The following is an 18,569-nucleotide window of genomic DNA, read 5'->3' on the forward strand; positions in this document are numbered from 1 at the left end:
ATCCCAGGCCCTGCGACGAGCAGGGAACCGGGCGTGGTCATCGTCGCGGCGACCGGTCCGTCCCGCGAGCCCCGAGGGACTCCAGCTGTGCCGCCGCGCTGTCGAGCAGCATCTCCAGTGCCGTCGGATACGCGCTGTCGACCATGCGGGCCGCCAGCAGGGGTGCTGCCTCGGCGATGCGCGGGTGGGTGGTGCCGGGCAGGTCGGCGTAGGTCGAGCGCCACATGGTCTCGTCGGCCCGCAGTGCGTCGCTCGGCAGGGCCAGGGAGGCGGCGTCGAGAGCGGCGAAGGCCAGTGTCTGGTCGATGAAGGCGTGGTAGATGCGGACCGTGTCCGGGAGCGGGAAGCCGGCCGTGCGCAGAACGTCCAGGACGGTCTCGTCGGCGGCCAGTTCGTTGGCCCGGCCGGTGACCCGGCTCGTGGTCAGCACCGCCGCCTGCGGGTGGGCGACGTAGGCGGCGTGCATACGCAGGCCGACGGCGCGCAGGTCCCCCCGCCACTCCCCCGTCGGCCGCCAGCCGTCGAGGGCCTCGCCGATGAGCGCGTCACCGATGGCGAGGGTCAGGTCGTCCATGCCGCTGAAGTAGCGGTACAGGGTGCTCGGGTCGGCGTCCAGGGCCAGACCGAGGCGGCGGGCGGTGAGGCCCGCGCTGCCGTGTTCGCGCAGCATCCGCAGCGCGGTCTCGACGATCAGCCGCTCGGACAGCACGGTGCCGCTCTTCGTGGGCCGGCGCCTGCGCCGCTTCTCCTCGGGCACGACCGGTTTGGGCACGACACGACCTTCCGCCTTATGCCAACGCCATTGACCTTACGTGAGCGGTCGGCGTTGTATCTCCGGCAGGGGCCCCTCGTCATCGATCCTCAGGACAGTCAACGGTCCTCAGGACAGTCATCGATCCTCAGGACTCATCGGTCCTCAGGACAGGGAGATCTGTCATGCGTGTACTGCTCGTGGGCGCCGGCGGGGTCGGCACCGCCGTCACCCGGATCGCCGCCAGGCGTTCCTTCTTCGACGCGATGGTCGTGGCCGACCACGACCCGGCGCGGGCCGAGGCCGCGGTCGCCGCCCTCGGCGGCGAGGGGGCCCGCTTCCGTGCCGAGCGCGTCGACGCCCGCGACGAGGAGGCGGTGGCGGAGTTGCTGCGCCGGCACGGCTGCGACGTGCTCCTCAACGCCACCGACCCGCGCTTCGTGATGCCGCTGTTCCGAGCCGCGCGCAGGGCCGGCGCCACCTACCTCGACATGGCGATGTCGCTGTCGCACCCGCACGCCGAGCGGCCCTACGAGGTGTGCGGCGTGAAGCTCGGCGACGACCAGTTCGCGCAGGCCGAGGAGTGGGAGAAGGCGGGCGCGCTGGCTCTCGTCGGCATGGGCGTGGAGCCCGGCATGTCGGACGTGTTCGCGCGGTTCGCCGCCGACGAACTCTTCGACGAGATCGAGGAGATCGGCATCCGTGACGGTGCGAACCTCACCGTCGACGGCTACGGCTTCGCCCCCTCCTTCAGCATCTGGACGACCATCGAGGAGTGCCTCAACCCGCCCGTCGTCTACGAGGCCGACCGAGGCTGGTTCACCACCGAACCGTTCAGCGAGCCCGAGGTGTTCGACTTCCCCGAGGGGATCGGTCCCGTCGAGTGCGTGAACGTGGAGCACGAGGAGGTGCTGCTCGTGCCGCGCTGGGTGGAGGCGAGCCGGGTCACCTTCAAGTACGGCCTGGGCCGGGAGTTCATCGAGACGCTGAAGACGCTGCATCTGCTGGGCCTGGACCGCACAGGACCGGTGACCGTGCCGAGCGCCGCGGGGCCGGTCGCGGTCTCACCCCGGGACGTCGTCGCCGCGTGCCTGCCCGACCCTGCGACGCTGGGCGAGCGGATGCACGGCAAGACCTGCGCGGGCACCTGGGTGCGCGGCACCAAGGACGGGAGGCCGCGCCAGGTGTACCTGTACCACGTGGTCGACAACCAGTGGTCGATGGCGGAGTACGGCAGCCAGGCGGTGGTGTGGCAGACGGCCGTCAATCCGGTCGTCGCCCTCGAACTCCTCGCCACCGGCGCCTGGTCGGGCTCGGGCGTCCTCGGTCCGGAGGCGTTCCCGGCCCGCCCGTTCCTGGACCTGCTGACCGCGTACGGCTCCCCGTGGGGCATGCGCGAAGAATGAACACGGGATCTTCGCGACTTACGTTGTTTCACTCGCGCATCGACAGGTGACCCGGAATCGAGTAAGCCATTCGCGAGGGCACGTACGACTTCGATCGCAGGTGACTTTTGATGGACTACTGGCGAGACCAGGCCACGTGCCGCTACGAGGACCCCGAGCTGTTCTTCCCGATCGGCACCTCAGGCCCCGCGTTGTTGCAGACGGCACAGGCCAAGGCGGTGTGCGCACGCTGCCCGGTGCGGGAACAGTGCCTGGAATGGGCGCTGGACCACGGGGAGATCCTCGGTGTGTGGGGCGGCACCGGCGAGACGGAACGGCGCGCCCTGCAGCGCCGGCGGCGCGCCGCGGCCCGCCGGGGCGGCGCGTAGGGCCTGTTGCGCCGGTCGGGTGGCCGGGTGACGCCATCGCCCCGCCGCCGCATCCCGTCAGCAACAGGGAGGCGGCGAGCAGGGCGACACGGCGTCTATTCATGATTACGGATCGACTGTGACCGACACATATGAGGAACTCGTCAGGATTCAGGCGTGGTTGGGCTTTCCCCGACCGTACAGCCAGGAGGTGAACAGCGGGTTGAGGTTCTTACCGGACTCACGCTCCGCGAGGCGTACGAACTGCGCGGTTGTCCCGTGTCCTTCGCGGTGCACGGCCGCCCAGGTCCGCAGGATGCGGAAGAACGTCCGGTCGCCGACGGTCCTGCGGAGTTCGTGCAGGGTCATCGCGCCGCGGGCGTAGACGGGGGTGCCGAAGATGTGCGCACCGCTGCCGGGGTCGCCGGGCGGGAACGCCCACAGCCCGTCGCTCGCCGGGCGGGCGTAGAGCGCGTCGAAGCTCTTCTGGGCACTGTCGCCGCCGTGCTGCTCGCTGTAGAGCCACTCGGCGTAGGTGGCGAAGCCCTCGTTGAGCCAGATGTCCTTCCACGAGGTCAGCGACACCGAGTCGCCGAACCACTGGTGGGCGTTCTCGTGGACGAGGGTGCTCAGGTCCGGGGCCGAGTCGTAGACCGGACGGGACTGGGTCTCCAGCGCGAACCCGACGTTCGGCGCGCGGTCCACGATCGATCCGGCGGCGCTGAAGGGGTAGGGCCCGAAGAGCCTGCTCTCCCATTCCAGGACGGACGGCAGCTTCTTCAGGACGGGCGCCGCCTGGGACGCCTCGCGCGGGTCGACGGCGTTGTAGACGCGGATGCCGTCGCGGGTGGTGTACTGCTCGACCTTGAACTTGCCGATTGTCGCGGTGGCGAGGTAGGCGGCCATCGGTTCGCGCTGGCGCCAGTGGAACGTGGTGTGTCCGTGCGTGGTCCGCTGTCCCACCAGGACGCCGTTGGAGACCGCGGTGCGTCCGGCGGGCACGGTGACCGTGATGTCGTAGGACGACTTGTCCCTCGGGTGGTTGTTCGCCGGGAACCAGGTCATGGCGCCCTGTGGCTCCCCTGCGACGAACGCCCCGTCGTCGGTGGGTATCCAGCCGTCGAGCGAGCCGTCGGGGTCGGTGACCGGCCTCGGGGTGCCGCTGTAGGTGACGGTGACGCGGAACTCCTCGCCCGGATGCAGGGGCCGGGGCGGGGTGACGACGAGTTCCTGGCCGTCTCGGCGGTACTGCGCCTTCCCGCGGCCGACGGTCAGGCCGGTGATCTTCAGGCCGGTGAAGTCGAGGTCGAAGCGGGTCAGGTGCTGGGTGGCGCGGGCGGTGAGGACGGCGGTGCCGTCAAGGTGGCGGCTCGCCGGGTCGTAACGGAGGGTCAGGCCGTAGTGGTCGACGTGGTAGCCGCCGTTGCCGGCGAGCGGGAAGTACGGGTCCCCGGCACCGGGTGCGCCACCGGTGCCCGCGGAGGCGGGCCCGGCGGCGGCGAGCAGCGCCGCGAGGGCGACGGGAACCGTTGCGGTCAGCGCCTCGCGGCGGAGGACCGTGGTGGATCTGACGCCCTGCCGGCGGGACTGCCTCATCTGCGCTCCTGAAGGTCGATGATCAATCACGCTCAGGCTATGGGCCGGCCCGGCGCGGGTTCCTCCTCATTCGGGTCAAGTCACACAGCGTCACTGGACGCCTCGGCACTACGCTCGATGTCATCCGGCATCGCAGAAAGGCCCGGCCATGAGCGTTCGCCTGCGTCGCGTATACGAACCGCCCGAGCCGGAGGACGGCGTCCGCGTCCTGGTCGACCGGCTGTGGCCGCGCGGCCTGTCCAAGGAGGCGGCGCGCGTGGAGGAATGGCCCAAGGCCCTTACTCCGTCGACCGAGTTGCGCCGCTGGTATCACGCGGGCGAGGGATCCTACGAGGAGTTCGCCGACCGTTACGAGGCCGAGCTGGACGCTCCCGAGGCCGCCGAACTCCTGCTCCATGTACGGGACTTGGCCGCCAAGGGGCCTGTGACCCTGCTGACCGCCGCCAAGGCCCCCGAGCAGAGTCACGCCGCCGTGCTGATCCGGCTGCTCGATTCGCCTTCCAGGTAGCTTGCGGTGACGGCCGACGCGGCTGCCATGATGCTCAGTTGGGGGTTCACCTCCGGGCAGCCGGGCAGGACGGAGGCGTCGGCGACGAGGACACCGTCGACGCCCCGGAGCCTGCCCCGGGCATCGGACGGGGACCGAACCGGATCGCCGCCCGCGGCGACCGTGCCGGCCGGGTGGAAGGCCGACAGGTGCAGATCGCGTGGGGTGATCCCGGCGAGCAGCGCGTCGAGTTCGGCGAGGGTGCGGGCACGCGGTGCCCGTGGAACGCCGGTGAGGACCTCGTGGGCCCCGGCGGCGAAGAGGATCCGGCCCATGGCCCGTACGGCCGTCATCAGCCGATCGCCGTCACGAGGGTCCAGGCTGTAGCGGACGAGCGTGCGGTCGCGGCCGAGGACCCGGCCCGCGGGCCGGTCGGCGATCATGGCGCCGAGGATCGCGAGACGGTCGGCTCCCTCCAGTTCCCGGCGCAGGGAGCGTCCGAGGCCGGGCAGGACGAAGCTGCTCATGCCGGGCGGGCTCGCGGTCGCCTCGATCAGGATCCCGCGGTCGTGCAGTTCCTCGACGCCGACGCTCTGCAGGACGCCTTCCCAGGAGGTGACCGGTTCGGTGAAGCGGCCTGCGACGCTGGTGGCCGGGTGGACGCTGAGGTTGCGGCCCAGGCGGGGGTGAGTGCCCAGGCCGGAGCGGCGCAGCAGCGGCGGGGTCTGCAGTGCCCCCGCGGCCGTGACGACGAGGGGGCTGAGGATCTCCAGCTCGCTGCCGTCCGCCCGGCGCGCCCGGATGCCCGCGGCCCGTGGCCGGCCCGGGCGGTCGTGGTCGGTCAGGATCCGCAGGACTCGTGCGCCGGTGACGATGCGAGCGCCGTGGGCGCACGCGTCGGGCAGGACGGACAGCTGGACGCTCTGCTTGGCGCCGGTGGGACAGCCCACCACGCACTGGCAGGAGCCCTTGCAGCCCGGTGCGTTGCGGCGCAGTGGGCCGGCCCGCCAGCCGAGGTGCCCGGCACCGGCCAGCGCGAGGAGACCGTTGGCGCCGAGCACGTCGAGCGGCTGGGTGGCGACGCGCAGGGTGCGTTCGATCTCGTCGAGGTGTGCGGGGAATCCGTCGGCGAGGTGGAAGCCGTGGCGGCTGCTCCAGCGGTCGAGGACATGGTCCGGAGTGCGGTAGCAGGTGCCGGAGTTGACGACGGTGGTACCGCCGACGGCCCGTCCGACCGGCAGCAGCAGGGGCGGGACGCCCAGGGCCGCCGTCGCTCCGCCGTCCCGGTACAGGTCGGTGAAGCGCTCCAGCGGTGCGCGGCGGCCGAAGGACGCCGTGGTGTGGTGCTCGCCCTCCTCCAGCACCACGACGGCGAGCCCGGCGCGGGCGAGGGTGCGGGCCGCCACGGCTCCGCCGGCGCCCGACCCCACGACGACGGCGTCGGCGGTGGCACGCGCGGGCCACTCCTCGGCCGGGGTGCAGTCCAGGGGCGGATCGTCGGGCACTGCGGGTGTCCGCGCGGAAGGTGTCCGCTCGGTGGCCGCGGCGAGCAGCACGGGCACCTTGAGAAGGTCGAGGGCCGGTACGAGTCCGGGACGCGCGGCGAGCGAGGCGAGCACGCTCTCGCGCTCGTCCGGCGTGAGCGCGGCCAGGCGGCGACCGCTGTGCAGGACGGCGTAGGCGTCCACGGCGGTCGCAGCGGCACGCACGCCGGTGCGTACGGGCGCGGGCAGCGCGGACAGGAAACTGTCGAGTCTGCCGGGCACGCGTGCGAGCCACTCCTCCTCTGAGGGGTGTCCGGTGCCGGCGAGCAGGGCGGCGACCAGTCCCTGCGCGCTCACCGCTCCCCCACCTCGGCGTGCGCGGTGCCGCGCAGCGTCCAGGAGGCTTCCGTGCGCCAGTGTCCCCACCAGCGCTCCAGCAGGATCTTCGCGTCGGCGCTCTCACTGTTGCGGCACACCGCGGGGGCGCCGTCCGGGTCGCGGTACTCCAGGGCGAGGGTGCGCTCGGCGGGCTGGGTGACCTCGACGCGGATGCGGCGCAGCAGGGTGCGGCCGGTGACCGTCCAGTCGGGCACTCCGATACGGGCGCGGAACCGGCCGATGCCGAGCAGGCCCACCGCGGAGCGCTCCGCCCGGCGCGGCCAGGTGCGGTCGCGGTGCCGCAGGCGCAGGAAGACGAGCGGTGGCAGCCGCCGCAGCACGGGCCGCGTCGACACCGCGGCGATCACCTCGAGGACGTCCGAGCCGCCCAGCTCCGCGTGCAGCCAGGCCCACCGTTGTGCGTTGCCGTGGCCGTGGATGCGGGCGGAGGCACCGGGGGCGCCGCGCAGGGCCAGCGTCCGTTCGCCGTCGCTGAACGTTCCGTCGTACGCGGCCCGCGCCGCGGGGAGCATGTGGGCGGCGGGGAGCAGCGGGCGCCGCCAGGACCAGCGGGGAAAGGTGAACAGGAGTTGTGCCAGCGGCTGTTCGGTGAGATCCCAGCGGAAGTCGCCGGCACTTCCGGTCAGCCGCCCCGGGATCGCGGCGACGCCTTCGGCAGTGAATCCCCGCGTGGGGTTGTCCCAGGTGGTGGGCCCGAAGCGCACGTGTCGGACCTCCGCGTCGGGCGGGAAGGCGGCCGCCCAGCCGTGGGCCTGCGGGGCGGATCCGTCGGCGGGCGCGACCAGTTCGTGGTGCAGCCAGATGCCGGTGCCCGTGGCGGGGTCGGTGAGGGTGGTGTACCAGACCTCGGTGCGGCCGGGGCTGCCGTCCCAGCGCGGTGCGGTGTACCGGGCGGGGTCCTCACGACGGGGGAAGCGGAAGCTGAGGAGGAAGGGCGCCAGGCCTGTGGTGAGGGGGAAGCGGAGGCTGCCCCGTCCGATCCGCGCGCCGTCCTCGTACAGCGTGAAGGGCAGGACGGTCATCGACTTCACCGGGTGACGCGGGGTGAGCGACTTCCAGCCGTCCAGGGTGAGCCGGCGGCCGGCGGCGGTGAACGTCAGCCGGTAGCGGATGCGCCGGCGGGCCAGGGGCGAGATCTCCAACTCGCCGGTGGCGTCCGGGTCGTCGGTCATTCCGGCGATGCGGACACGGCCGCCGATCCGGGCCTCGGTCGTGCGGTGCGGCCGCAGGACCTGGTCGGCCTCGGCCCGCAGGTCGAGGCGGATACGGCGGACCGGGTCCCCGGCGTCGAGCCGGACCGTCCCGGCCATGGTCTCCGTGAACGACGTGCCCCTCACGCGAGTCCCTCCAGCATGATCCGCTCGGTGTCGCGCAGATAGGCGTCCGCGGCGGAGTGCGCCCGTCGGCCGTCGCCGGATGTCACCGCCTCCACCACCGGAGCGAGCCGCCCGTGCGCTGCCTCCGGGTCGGTGAACGGCCCGCGCAGCGCGGCACGGACGGGGAGGTAGGCGTTGAAGAGGGTGTTGGTGAGCAGGACGTAGACACGGTTGCCGGTCGACCTGGCGAGGGCGCGGTGCACCTCGACGTCGGCGAGCTGTACGGCGTCCGCGCCGTCCGCCTCCCGTACGGCCACGAGGAGGCGGCGCAGTTCGGTGTGCTGCTTGCGGGTGGCCCGCACCGCGGCCCGCTCGGCGATCAACGCGCCCACGGACCGGCGTACTTCGAAGATCTCGCGCACCCATGTCGCGTCGTGCCGCACGAGCATCGGCAGCAGGTCCGCGCCGCCCAGCCGGGCGTAGTCGCGCACCTTGGTGCCGACGCCGTGCCGGGTCTCCAGGAGGCCGGCCTGGACCAGTCGGCCGAAGGCGTGCTTGAGGGTGGTGCGGGTGACGCCGTATCCGTCGGCCAGTTGGCGTTCCGGGGGCAGATAGCCGCCCGCCGGATGGCGTCCGTCCAGGATGTCCTCGCGCAGCCGGGTCTCCAGGACGTCCACGATCGTCTCGCGGGGCAGTGCCTCCACGGATGTCACCTCGCACGGGAAAGGAGTGGATGAGTGGCTGAGCCACTGAACCAGTGCACGACAGCGACGGTCAATCCCCTTGCCGCGGACGGTTGTTCACACACCTGCGCGCCGCAGGGGCGATGGGGTTGGCTTCCCCGACCGCCCCTGCGGCGCGCGCGTGCGGAATCGGTCAGGCGGTCTGCTTCGCCGCCGCCCGTCCGGCCGCCCGGCCGGAGAAGAGGCAGCCGCCGAGGAAGGTGCCCTCCAGGGCGTTGTAGCCGTGGACGCCTCCGCCCCCGAAGCCGGCGACCTCGCCCGCAGCGTAGAGCCCCTCGATCGGGTCACCGTCGGCGTTCAGGGCGCGCGAGTCGAGGTCGGTCTGGATGCCGCCGAGGGTCTTGCGGGTGAGGACGTGGAGCTTGACGCCGATGAGCGGGCCCGCCGCGGGGTCGAGGACACGGTGCGGGGTGGCGACGCGGCCGAGGCGGTCGCCGATGTAGCGGCGGGCGTTGCGGATGCCCTGGACCTGGGAGTCCTTGCTGTACGGGTTGGCGATCTGCAGGTCGCGGGCCTCGATCTGGCGGCGCAGCTCGGCCGCGTCGAGCAGCGGCTTGTCCGTCAGCTCGTTCATCTTCGCCACGAGTTGCTCCAGGGTGGGTGCGCTCACGAAGTCGGCGCCCTTGCGCAGGAACGCGTCGACCGGGCCCGGGGCGCCCTTGCCGAGCAGACGGTCGCGCAGGACCGCACCCTTGTCCTTGGCGGTGATGTCGGGGTTCTGCTCGGAGCCCGACAGCGCGAACTCCTTCTCGATGATCTTCTGGGTGAGGATGAACCAGGAGTGGTCGTGGCCGGCGATGTCCTCGGTGGTGCGCAGGTGCTTGAGGGTGCTGAGGGTGTCGTAGCCCGGCAGACACGGGTCGGGCAGGCGGCGGCCGAGGGCGTCGAACCACAGCGAGGACGGTCCGGGCAGGATGCGGATGCCGTGGCCGGGCCAGATCGGGTCCCAGTTCTGCACACCCTCGGTGTAGTGCCACATGCGGTCGCGGTTGACCAGGCGTACGCCCGCCTCGGCGCTGATGTCGAGCATGCGGCCGTCGACGTACGCGGGCACGCCCGTGACCATCTCGGAGGGCGGGGTGCCCAGCCGCTCGGGCCAGTAGCGGCGGACGATGTCGTGGTTGGCGCCGATGCCGCCGGTGGTGACGACGACGGCCTGGGCGGTGAGTTCGAAGTCGCCGATGCGGTCGCGGCCGGAGGCGACACCACGGGGCGAGTTGTCCTCGGCGAGGACCGTGCCGCGCACCCCGCGCGCCGCGCCCTCCTCGATGACCAGCTCGTCGACCTGGTGGCGGTGGTAGAAGGTGAGCAGCCCGTCGCGTGCGGCCTGCTTGGCGTGGTCGACGAACGGCTCCACGACGCCCGTGCCGGTGCCCCAGGTGACATGGAAGCGGGGAACGGAGTTGCCGTGTCCGTCCGCGCGCAGGTCCCCGCGCTCGGCCCAGCCGACGGTGGGCAGGAACTTGATGCCGTGGCTCTCCAGCCAGGAGCGCTTCTCCCCCGCCGCGAACTCGACGTAGGCACGCGCCCAGCGCACCGCCCAGGAGTCCTCGTCGTCGACCCGGTCGAACTGTGCGCTGCCCTGCCAGTCGCTCCAGGCCAGGCCGAAGGAGTCCTTGATACCGAGGCGGCGCTGCTCCGGGGAGTCGACGAGGAACAGGCCGCCGAAAGACCAGAACGCCTGCCCGCCGAGGTTGGCGGCGTTCTCCTGGTCGACCAGCGCGACCCTCCGGCCCTGGCTGGTGAGCTCGTGGGCGGCTACCAGGCCCGCGAGGCCCGCTCCGACGACGATGACGTCCGCGTCCATGGCGAGGGTTCCTTTTCTTGTCAGGGTCTTGCCGGGTCTTGCCGGGTCTGGTTGGGGTCTGGTTGGGGTCTCTTGGATCCGGCCGGGGTCTTTCGGGGCTCTATCGGGGGTTGCCCCTGCCGTCGGTCAGCAGCGCGGTGAGCAGTTGTCTGAGCCAGGCGCGCGCGCCGTCGACATCCCTGTCCAGCAGCAGTTGGGTGGTGACACCGTCGTACGCGGCGACCACGGCGTGGGCCGCGCCGTCGATGTCGCCGAGCACGGCGGGCGGTTCGACGAAGCCGCCCGCGCGGGCGAGCCGGTCCGCGATCGCCCCGCGCAGCCGCGCCCGGTGTTCCAGCAGGGTCTCGGCGACCTGTGGATCGCGGGCGGCGTGCACCAGGAAGTCCGTCTTCACCAGGAGCCAGTCCAGGTCGAGGAGCAGCACCTCGGTGACGCGGTCGACGGCGGCGGGCACGTCGAGGTCCGGCCCGTCCTGGGCGAGCGCTCCGGCCACCTGGTCCGCGATCAGGTCGGCGCGCTGCCGGTAGAGGGCGAAGAACAGCTCGTCCAGGCTGTCGAAGTTGGAGTAGAAGGCGCCCCTGCTGTAGCCGGCGGCCTCGCAGACCTCCTCGATCGAGACCCTCCCGAAGCCCTTGGCGGCGAACACGGCGAAGGCGGCGTCGAGGAGGTTGGCGCGCGTACGGACCCGGCGCCGGGTCACCCGCCGCACCGTCTGTCCAGCAACCATGAGCCCTCCGTTTGATACGGGAATGTATCCGATACATCGATGTATCGAAAGCGGCCCGACATCCATGGGAACACATTTTCGAATAAGGAGTACGCTGGATCCATGACCACGCACCTCCAGGGCTCGCTCTTCGACCAGACCGACCAGCTGCGGCTCGGCTCCCTCGACGGGATCCGCCGGACGCAGCTCGGCCTCGGCGCCTGGATCGACTTGCTGCCCGGATGGCTCGCCGGCTCGGACGGCCTGTTCGAACAGCTGGCCGCCGAGGTTCCGTGGCATGCCGAACGACGCACGATGTACGACCAGGTCATCGACGTACCGCGGCTGCTCGCGTACTACCGAGCGGGCGACGCGCTCCCGCACCCGGCGCTGGACGAGGCCCGCCTGGCGCTGTCCGCGCGCTATGCCGAGGAGCTGGGCGAGCCGTTCACCACGGCCGGGCTCTGCTACTACCGCGACGGGCGGGACAGCGTCGCCTGGCACGGGGACCGGACCGGACGGGGCGCCCGCGAGGACACGATGGTCGCCATTCTCTCGGTGGGCGCGCCCCGCGATCTGCTGCTGCGTCCTGCGCGGGGCGGCGACAGTGTGCGACGCCCGCTGGGGCACGGCGACCTCATCGTGATGGGCGGCTCCTGCCAGCGGACCTGGGAGCACTGCGTACCGAAGACCGCACGCGCCGCGGGACCGCGTATCAGCATCCAGTTCCGCCCGCACGGCGTGCAGTGAGGCGGAGAGGCGGCCGCGTCGGCTGCACGCAGGGGGCTGCCTCCGGCGGACGGTGCCGGAGGCAGCCCTTCCGCCGGTCGGGACCGCCCGCAGATTGGCGCGGACCCGCCGGTTCCGGTGCGGGCCGGGTCTGCTTTGCTGGTGCGGTCGGGCAGGGACCTCACCACACGGGGCAATCATGCGGGCAGACGTGCGGCAAGTCGCCGACGGCATTCACCTGGTGCACGGCAGCAACACCAACTGGGTGATCCTCACCGAGGGTGACGAGATCACCCTGATCGACACCGGCTACCCCGGGGACCGGGAGCAGGTGCTCGCGTCCCTGGCGGCGGTGGGCGGTTCACCGGAGGCGGTCGCGGCGGTGCTGATCACGCACGCGCACAACGACCACCTGGGCTCCGCCGAGTACCTGCGCAGCACCTACGGCACGCCCGTGTACCTCCACGAGGCCGAAGTGCCGCACGCGCGCCGGGAGTTCCTGCACCAGGTGACCGTCGGGCAGGTCCTGCGGAACAGCTGGCGGCCCGGTGTGCTGCCCTGGGCGGTGCACACCCTCCGCTCCGGCGGCACGGCCCATGTGCCGGTCGCGGCTCCGGAGCCGTTCCCCGCGGCGGGCCCGCTGGATCTGCCGGGCCGGCCGGTACCGGTGCACACGCCCGGCCACACCGACGGGCACGCCGCCTTCCACCTGCCGCACGCCGGGGTACTGATCTCGGGCGACGCCCTGGCCAGCGCTCACCCCACCTCGCGGATCAAGGGGCCGCAGCTACTGCCCGACATGTTCCACCACCAGCGCGAACGTGCGGTTGCCTCACTGGACGTACTGGCCGCCCTGGACGGCGACCTGCTGCTTCCCGGACACGGCCCCGCACACCGCGGTCCAGTGGGTGAAGCGGCACTTCAGGCCAAGGAGCGCGCCCTCTAAGGTGAGGTGACGATCACCCGCGAGGCAAGGAAACGCGAGCCATGGCACTGCAGATCAGCGCGACGAACCCGGAGCATCCCGCGCTCCTGCTGGCCCTGCCCTGGCACCTCCCGCTGGAGGAGTGGCCCGACGAATACCTGGTCCCGCTGCCGCGCGGCATATCCCGCCACGTCGTGCGCTACGCCCGCGCCGGGGACGAGGTCATCGCCGTCAAGGAACTCGCCGAGCGGCCCGCGCTGCGCGAGTACGAGCTGCTGCGCGACCTGGACCGGCTCGGCATCCCCGCGGTGGATCCGCTGGCCGTGGTCACCGGGCGGGCCGACGAGGAAGGCGCCCCGCTGGAACCGGTGCTGATCACCCGGCATCTGCGCGGCTCGCAGCCGTACCGCTCGATGTTCGAGACGACCATGCGTCCGGCCACCATGCACCGCCTCATGGACGCGCTGGCGGTGCTGCTGGTGCGCCTGCACCTCGCCGGGTTCGCCTGGGGCGACTGCTCGCTGTCCAACACCCTCTTCCGACGCGACGCGGGCGCCTACGCCGCCTACCTCGTGGACGCCGAGACCGGCGACCTGCACCCCCGGCTCAGCGGCGGACAGCGCGAGTACGACCTCGACCTCGCCCGGGTGAACATCAGCGGCGAGCTCCTCGACCTGGAGGCGTCCGGGGCACTGCACCCGTCGGTGGATCCGGTCGAGTTCGGCATGGAGATCTGCGCCCGCTACGGCGGCCTGTGGCAGGAGCTGACCCGCACGTCCGTCTACCCGGCCGGTAAGCACCACTACATAGAGCGCCGGATCCGCCGCCTCAACGAGCTCGGATTCGACGTGGCCGAGATGCAGATCCAGCACTCCTCCAACGGCGACACCGTCACCTTCGTGCCCAAGGTCGTCGACGCCGGCCACCACCAGCGTCAACTGCTGCGCCTGACCGGCCTGGACACCGAGGAGAACCAGGCCCGGCGGCTCCTCAACGACCTGGAGAGCTGGATGGCCACCCAGGACGACTACGCGCCCGGCGACCCCCTCGCCGCCCGCCCCGAGGTGCTGGCCCACCGATGGGTGCGGGACGTCTTCCGGCCCACCGTGAGGGCCGTCCCCCTGGAACTGCGCGGCACGATGGACGCGGCGGAGATCTACCACGAGCTGCTGGAGCACCGCTGGTACCTGTCGGAGCGGGCGCAGCACGACATCGGGCTGGACACGGCGGTGGAGGACTACATCGACAGCATCCTTCCGAAGGCTCGCGACACGCTGCTGCCCACGACCGGCGAGTGACTCAGGTGTGCGGGACCACGGCCACGGGGCAACTCGCGTGGTGCAGGACCCCGTGCGCCACCGAGCCGATGCGCGCGCCCACCGCCGTACGGCGCGCCCGTCGGCCGACGACCATCAGCTGGGCCCGCCCGGTCATCGACAGCAGCACCTGACCCGCGCTGCCGATCTCCACGTGCTCGACCACGGGCACGCCGGGGAACCGCTCCCGCCACGGCTGCAGGGCCGCGGCAAGTGCCTTCCTCTCGAAGGGCTCCAGGCCTCCGGCCTCGTCGAGGAGGCGCATCGAACCGGGGCTGTAGGCGAACACCGGCGGCAGCGTCCAGGCCCGCACCGCCCGCACGGTCGCGCCCCGGGCGGCCGCCGTCTCGAACGCGAACCGCAAGGTCTCGGCGCTGTCGTCCGGTTCCCCCTGCTGGCCGACGACGACCTCACGGCCGCCGGCCTCGCCCGCCGGCTGGTCGCCGGCGCGCACGAGCACCACCGGCCGTGCCGCCTCGGCGATCACCTGCTGGCCCACGGAGCCGAGCAGGAAACCGACGACGGGCCCGTGCCCGCGCGAGCCGAGCACCAGCAGCTCCGCCTCCTTGGCAGCGGCCAGCAGCGCAGCCACCGGCTCCCCCGTCACGACATCAGTGGTGACGTCGAGGTCCGGATGCCGCCCGATGACGCCTCGGACGACCTCGTCCAGCGCGTCCCGCACCCACCCGGTCTGCGTGTCCGGGTCGGCCGCGGCGATCCCCTGGTGCGGCTGGAAGCTCCAGACCTGCACCACCCGCAGCGCCAGGCCCCGGCGCACCGCCTCCCTGGCTGCCCAGTCCAGTGCGGCGATGCTCTCCTCGGTTCCGTCGACCCCTGCGGTGATCGGGCGCGTCATGCGGCTGCCTCCAGTGTCGTGGCCACGTCCATCGCAGCCAGTCTTCCCCACCCCGGCCCCGCGACCTCGCAAGGGAAGCAAGGACGAGCCACTGACCGGCGGCCCGCTGTATACCGGAGCGAAGCGGGACGATCGAACATACGATGGGCGGGAGTCGGCGCGGGGCCCTTGCGACAGGACTCGCCGTGCCGTCGGCCCGACCACTCGGGGTGGGAGACGTATGGCACAGGCGTCCGACACAGCGCGGACCGTGATCATGACCGTGGACGACGACCCGGGGGTGTCCCGGGCGGTCGCCCGGGACCTGCGACGCCGCTACGGCGAGTCGTACCGGATCGTGCGCGCGGAGTCCGGCGAGTCCGCACTGGACGCGCTGCGGGAGCTGAAGCTGCGCGGTGATCTCGTGGCCGTGATCCTGGCCGACTACCGCATGCCGCAGATGAACGGCATCGAGTTCCTGGAACAGGCCCTGGACGTGTATCCGGGTGCCCGGCGCGTGCTGCTGACGGCGTACGCCGACACCAGTGCGGCGATCGACGCGATCAACGTCGTCGACCTGGACCACTACCTGCTCAAGCCCTGGGACCCGCCGGAGGAGAAGCTCTACCCCGTCCTGGACGATCTGCTGGAGGCCTGGCGCTGCAGCGACTTCCGGCCGGTGCCCAGCACCAAGGTCGTCGGACACCGCTGGTCGGCGCGTTCCTCGGACGTACGGGAGTTCCTCGCGCGCAACCAGGTGCCGTACCGCTGGTACTCGGCGGACGAGCCGGAGGGCAGACGGCTGCTGGCGGCGGCCGGGCAGGACGGGCAACGGCTGCCGCTCGTGATCACCCCGGACGGGACGCCCCTGGTCGAGCCGGAGGCGCCCGAGCTGGCCTCGCGGGTGGGCCTGGCGACGACACCGGCCGCGGACTTCTACGACCTCGTCGTCATCGGCGGCGGGCCCGCCGGGCTCGGAGCCGCGGTGTACGGGGCGTCGGAGGGGTTGCGGACCGTGCTCGTGGAGCGCTCGGCGACCGGCGGGCAGGCGGGCCAGAGTTCGCGGATCGAGAACTACCTGGGCTTCCCGGACGGAGTGTCGGGCGCCCAGCTCACCGACCGGGCGCGCCGGCAGGCGGCGAGGTTCGGCGCCGAGATCCTCTCCGCGCGGGAGGTGACGGGGCTGGAGGCCAACGGGGCCGCGCGGACGGTGCGGTTCTCGGACGGCTCGGCGGTCGCAGCGCACAGTGTGATCCTCGCGACCGGGGTGTCGTACCGGCAGTTGGAGGCGCCCGGCTGCAACGACCTGACCGGCTGCGGGGTGTTCTACGGCTCGGCGCTCACGGAGGCGGCCTCCTGCCAGGGGCAGGACGTGTACATCGTGGGCGGCGCCAACTCGGCCGGGCAGGCGGCGATGTACCTGGCCCGGGGCGCCAAGTCGGTCACGCTGCTGGTGCGCGGGGCGGACCTGTCCGCGTCGATGTCGCACTACCTGATCCAGCAGATCAACGAGACGCCCAACATCTCCGTGCGCGCCCGCACGGTCGTCGAGTCCGCGCACGGCTCCGACCACCTGGAACAGCTCACCCTGCGCGACGTCGACAGCGGGCAGACCGAACTCGTCGACGCGCAGTGGATGTTCGTGTTCATCGGCGCGGCCCCGCTGACCCACTGGCTGGACGGGACGGTGCTGCGGGACGACCACGGGTTCATCCTGGCCGGACCCGACCTCACGCCGGACGGGCGGCCGCCGGCGGAGTGGGAACTGGACCGGCCGCCGTACCACCTGGAGACCAACATTCCCGGCGTGTTCGTGGCGGGCGACGCACGCGCCGAGTCCGCCAAACGCGTCGCGTCCGCCGTCGGAGAGGGAGCCATGGCAGTGATGCTCGTCCACCGGTATCTGGAGCAGTCGTGAGCGGGGAACCCGCGCCCTGCAGCCCGCAGGAGATCGGATCGCTGTTCCTGTTCGAGAAGCTGACCCCTGAGCAGAAGGGGCGGCTGTGCAGCGAGGGGCGGGTGGAGCGGTACGAGGCGGGGCCCGTGTACACCGAGGGCGAGCCCGCCACCTGCTTCTACGTGATGATCGAGGGCACCGTCGTGCTGTCCCGACGGGTCGGCGGCGACGACGTGGAGGTGACCCGCACCTCACAGCGCGGGGTGTATGCGGGGGCCATGCAGGCCTACATCGGGGAGGACCGGGTCCGTCAGGTCTACAACAACTCCATGCGTGTCACGGAGCCGACGCGGTTCTTCGTGCTGCCCGCCGACACGTTCGCGGCCATCATGCAGGAGTGGTTCCCGATGGCGGTCCATCTCCTGGAGGGTCTGTTCTTCGGTTCGAAGAGCACCCAGCGGGCCGTCGGCCAGCGTGAACGGCTGCTGGCGCTCGGCTCGTTGTCCGCCGGGCTCACGCACGAGCTCAACAACCCGGCCGCGGCGGCCGTACGGGCCACCTCCACGCTGCGGGAGCGGGTCGGCAAGATGCGGCACAAGCTCGCGGTCATCGCCCAGGGCTCGTATCCCCCCGAGGTCATGGCCAACCTCATCGACATCCAGGAGCGCACGGCCGAACGCGTCGCCAAGGCGCCCACGTTGAGCCCCCTGGAGGCGTCGGACCGGGAGGACACCGTCACCGACTGGCTGGACGACCACGACATCCAGGAGGGCTGGCGGATCGCGCCCACCTTCGTGCAGGCCGGTCTCGACGTGGACTGGCTGGACCAGATCGCGGCGGCCGTGGACACGGAGATCCTGCCGAACGCGATCGGCTGGCTCAACTACACCGTCGAGACCGAGCTGTTGATGGACGAGATCAACGACTCGACCACCCGTATCTCGCATCTGGTCGACGCCGCCAAGCAGTACTCACAACTCGACCGCGCCCCCTACCAGCACTCCGACGTCCACGAACTCCTCGACAGCACCCTGCTGATGCTGGGAGCCAAGATCGGCCCGCGGATCGAGGTCGTCAAGGACTACGACCGTACGCTCCCGAAGATCCCCGCCTACCCGGCGGAGCTCAACCAGGTGTGGACCAACCTGATCGACAACGCCGTCTCGGCCATCAACAGCACCGGTGAGGAAGGCACGTTGACGGTGCGCACGGCGCGGGAACCCGACCGGCTGCTGGTGGAGTTCCGCGACACCGGGCCCGGTGTGCCCAAGGACATCCGGGACCGCATCTTCGACCCCTTCTTCACCACCAAGCCGGTGGGCGAGGGCACCGGGCTCGGCCTGGACATCTCCTGGCGGATCGTCGTCAACAAGCACCACGGCACCCTCCAGGTCGAGTCCGAGCCCGGGGACACCCGTTTCCAGGTCCTTCTTCCGCTCACCGCCACGGACGACGACACGCCTGAGGAGCCTGCATGACCAGCGACAACGGAATCGACACCAGCGTCCCGCCGAGCGGCAGCGGTTGCGTCGAGTGCGACGCCGCCGGCGGCTGGTGGTTCCACCTGCGGCGCTGTGCGCAGTGCGGCCACGTCGGCTGCTGCGACGACTCCCCCGCCAAGCACGCCACCGCGCACTACCGGGCCACCGGCCACCCGGTGATCCGCAGTTACGAGCCGGGCGAGCGCTGGTTCTGGAACTTCGACAGCAGTGAGCTCTACGAATCCGGGCCCGGTCTCGCTCCGCCGGAGAGCCATCCCGCGGACCAGCCCGCACCGGGGCCGGCGGGACGCGTACCGGCGAACTGGACGGAGACGCTGCGCTGA

Annotated in this window: 17 protein-coding genes; 9 read left to right on the forward strand and 8 right to left on the reverse strand. The window is 71.8% G+C overall.

The window, feature by feature from the left end:
• Positions 1–37 precede the first annotated feature (37 nt).
• Positions 38–772 carry a TetR/AcrR family transcriptional regulator gene (locus ACYUED_RS01895; RefSeq protein ID WP_491290572.1) on the reverse strand — a complete coding sequence of 245 codons (735 nt, stop codon included), beginning with the start codon at positions 770–772 and terminating at the stop codon, positions 38–40.
• Between the two features lie 164 nt (positions 773–936).
• Here ACYUED_RS01895 and ACYUED_RS01900 point away from each other — a divergent pair, with 164 nt between their 5' ends.
• Positions 937–2,157 carry a saccharopine dehydrogenase family protein gene (locus tag ACYUED_RS01900; RefSeq protein WP_491290573.1) on the forward strand — a complete coding sequence of 407 codons (1,221 nt, stop codon included), beginning with the start codon at positions 937–939 and terminating at the stop codon, positions 2,155–2,157.
• Between the two features lie 110 nt (positions 2,158–2,267).
• Positions 2,268–2,525, forward strand: coding sequence for a WhiB family transcriptional regulator (locus ACYUED_RS01905; protein WP_491290574.1), 258 nt, complete (start codon positions 2,268–2,270; stop codon positions 2,523–2,525).
• 150 nt (positions 2,526–2,675) lie between these two features.
• Here ACYUED_RS01905 and ACYUED_RS01910 read toward each other — a convergent pair whose 3' ends face one another.
• Positions 2,676–4,100 carry a M1 family metallopeptidase gene (locus ACYUED_RS01910; protein ID WP_491290575.1) on the reverse strand — a complete coding sequence of 475 codons (1,425 nt, stop codon included), beginning with the start codon at positions 4,098–4,100 and terminating at the stop codon, positions 2,676–2,678.
• Between the two features lie 148 nt (positions 4,101–4,248).
• Between ACYUED_RS01910 and ACYUED_RS01915 the strand changes: the two genes are divergently transcribed.
• Positions 4,249–4,608 (forward strand): DUF488 domain-containing protein, encoded by a 360-nt coding sequence (locus tag ACYUED_RS01915; protein WP_491290576.1) that lies wholly within the window; start codon positions 4,249–4,251, stop codon positions 4,606–4,608.
• Here the strand turns inward: ACYUED_RS01915 and ACYUED_RS01920 are convergent.
• The 5 genes from ACYUED_RS01920 to ACYUED_RS01940 form a co-directional block, all read right to left on the reverse strand.
• Entirely contained in the window at positions 4,563–6,428 is a 1,866-nt protein-coding gene (locus ACYUED_RS01920) for a GMC family oxidoreductase (protein ID WP_491290577.1), read from the reverse strand. The two genes, ACYUED_RS01915 and ACYUED_RS01920, sit on opposite strands and share 46 nt — an antisense overlap.
• Positions 6,425–7,807 (reverse strand): tocopherol cyclase family protein, encoded by a 1,383-nt coding sequence (locus ACYUED_RS01925; RefSeq protein ID WP_491290578.1) that lies wholly within the window; start codon positions 7,805–7,807, stop codon positions 6,425–6,427. The genes ACYUED_RS01920 and ACYUED_RS01925 overlap by 4 nt, the downstream gene beginning before the upstream one ends.
• Positions 7,804–8,490, reverse strand: coding sequence for a FadR/GntR family transcriptional regulator (locus ACYUED_RS01930; RefSeq protein WP_491290579.1), 687 nt, complete (start codon positions 8,488–8,490; stop codon positions 7,804–7,806). The genes ACYUED_RS01925 and ACYUED_RS01930 overlap by 4 nt, the downstream gene beginning before the upstream one ends.
• 172 nt (positions 8,491–8,662) lie before the next feature.
• Positions 8,663–10,336, reverse strand: a complete 1,674-nt coding sequence (locus ACYUED_RS01935; protein WP_491290580.1) for an FAD-binding dehydrogenase — start codon at positions 10,334–10,336, stop codon at positions 8,663–8,665.
• A gap of 100 nt (positions 10,337–10,436) precedes the next feature.
• Positions 10,437–11,063 carry a TetR/AcrR family transcriptional regulator gene (locus ACYUED_RS01940; protein ID WP_491290581.1) on the reverse strand — a complete coding sequence of 209 codons (627 nt, stop codon included), beginning with the start codon at positions 11,061–11,063 and terminating at the stop codon, positions 10,437–10,439.
• A gap of 102 nt (positions 11,064–11,165) precedes the next feature.
• Between ACYUED_RS01940 and ACYUED_RS01945 the strand changes: the two genes are divergently transcribed.
• The 3 genes from ACYUED_RS01945 to ACYUED_RS01955 all read left to right on the forward strand — a co-directional run bounded on the left by ACYUED_RS01945 (position 11,166) and on the right by ACYUED_RS01955 (position 13,994).
• The gene (locus ACYUED_RS01945; RefSeq protein ID WP_491290582.1) at positions 11,166–11,792 is read left to right on the forward strand and encodes an alpha-ketoglutarate-dependent dioxygenase AlkB; all 627 of its coding nucleotides are present in this window, start codon (positions 11,166–11,168) and stop codon (positions 11,790–11,792) included.
• Between the two features lie 178 nt (positions 11,793–11,970).
• A complete protein-coding gene (locus ACYUED_RS01950; RefSeq protein WP_491290583.1) occupies positions 11,971–12,717 on the forward strand; it encodes an MBL fold metallo-hydrolase in 747 nt (248 codons plus the stop codon).
• Between the two features lie 41 nt (positions 12,718–12,758).
• Positions 12,759–13,994, forward strand: a complete 1,236-nt coding sequence (locus tag ACYUED_RS01955) for a DUF4032 domain-containing protein (protein WP_491290584.1) — start codon at positions 12,759–12,761, stop codon at positions 13,992–13,994.
• A gap of 1 nt (position 13,995) precedes the next feature.
• Here the strand turns inward: ACYUED_RS01955 and ACYUED_RS01960 are convergent, their stop codons facing one another.
• Positions 13,996–14,868: a universal stress protein gene (locus ACYUED_RS01960; protein ID WP_491290585.1), complete on the reverse strand. Its 873-nt coding sequence runs from the start codon at positions 14,866–14,868 to the stop codon at positions 13,996–13,998.
• A gap of 220 nt (positions 14,869–15,088) precedes the next feature.
• Between ACYUED_RS01960 and ACYUED_RS01965 the strand changes: the two genes are divergently transcribed.
• Genes ACYUED_RS01965 through ACYUED_RS01975 form a run of 3 tightly spaced genes read left to right on the forward strand, consistent with a single transcriptional unit; the run spans position 15,089 to position 18,569 of the window.
• Positions 15,089–16,765: an NAD(P)/FAD-dependent oxidoreductase gene (locus ACYUED_RS01965; protein ID WP_491290586.1), complete on the forward strand. Its 1,677-nt coding sequence runs from the start codon at positions 15,089–15,091 to the stop codon at positions 16,763–16,765.
• Positions 16,762–18,222: an ATP-binding protein gene (locus tag ACYUED_RS01970; protein WP_491290587.1), complete on the forward strand. Its 1,461-nt coding sequence runs from the start codon at positions 16,762–16,764 to the stop codon at positions 18,220–18,222. Before ACYUED_RS01965 ends, ACYUED_RS01970 begins: the two co-directional genes overlap by 4 nt.
• A complete protein-coding gene (locus ACYUED_RS01975; RefSeq protein WP_491290588.1) occupies positions 18,219–18,569 on the forward strand; it encodes a UBP-type zinc finger domain-containing protein in 351 nt (116 codons plus the stop codon). Before ACYUED_RS01970 ends, ACYUED_RS01975 begins: the two co-directional genes overlap by 4 nt.

Source organism: Streptomyces sp. DF42, assembly GCF_058267695.1.

Excerpts from the sequence above, each read along its gene's own strand:
- ACYUED_RS01900 (WP_491290573.1), top strand. The coding sequence starts at position 937 with ATGCGTGTACTGCTCGTGGGCGCCGGCGGGGTCGGCACCGCCGTCACC.
- ACYUED_RS01905 (WP_491290574.1), top strand. The coding sequence starts at position 2,268 with ATGGACTACTGGCGAGACCAGGCCACGTGCCGCTACGAGGACCCCGAG.
- ACYUED_RS01910 (WP_491290575.1), bottom strand. The coding sequence starts at position 4,100 with ATGAGGCAGTCCCGCCGGCAGGGCGTCAGATCCACCACGGTCCTCCGC.
- ACYUED_RS01915 (WP_491290576.1), top strand. The coding sequence starts at position 4,249 with ATGAGCGTTCGCCTGCGTCGCGTATACGAACCGCCCGAGCCGGAGGAC.
- ACYUED_RS01935 (WP_491290580.1), bottom strand. The coding sequence starts at position 10,336 with ATGGACGCGGACGTCATCGTCGTCGGAGCGGGCCTCGCGGGCCTGGTA.
- ACYUED_RS01940 (WP_491290581.1), bottom strand. The coding sequence starts at position 11,063 with ATGGTTGCTGGACAGACGGTGCGGCGGGTGACCCGGCGCCGGGTCCGT.
- ACYUED_RS01945 (WP_491290582.1), top strand. The coding sequence starts at position 11,166 with ATGACCACGCACCTCCAGGGCTCGCTCTTCGACCAGACCGACCAGCTG.
- ACYUED_RS01950 (WP_491290583.1), top strand. The coding sequence starts at position 11,971 with ATGCGGGCAGACGTGCGGCAAGTCGCCGACGGCATTCACCTGGTGCAC.
- ACYUED_RS01955 (WP_491290584.1), top strand. The coding sequence starts at position 12,759 with ATGGCACTGCAGATCAGCGCGACGAACCCGGAGCATCCCGCGCTCCTG.
- ACYUED_RS01960 (WP_491290585.1), bottom strand. The coding sequence starts at position 14,868 with ATGACGCGCCCGATCACCGCAGGGGTCGACGGAACCGAGGAGAGCATC.
- ACYUED_RS01965 (WP_491290586.1), top strand. The coding sequence starts at position 15,089 with ATGGCACAGGCGTCCGACACAGCGCGGACCGTGATCATGACCGTGGAC.
- ACYUED_RS01975 (WP_491290588.1), top strand. The coding sequence starts at position 18,219 with ATGACCAGCGACAACGGAATCGACACCAGCGTCCCGCCGAGCGGCAGC.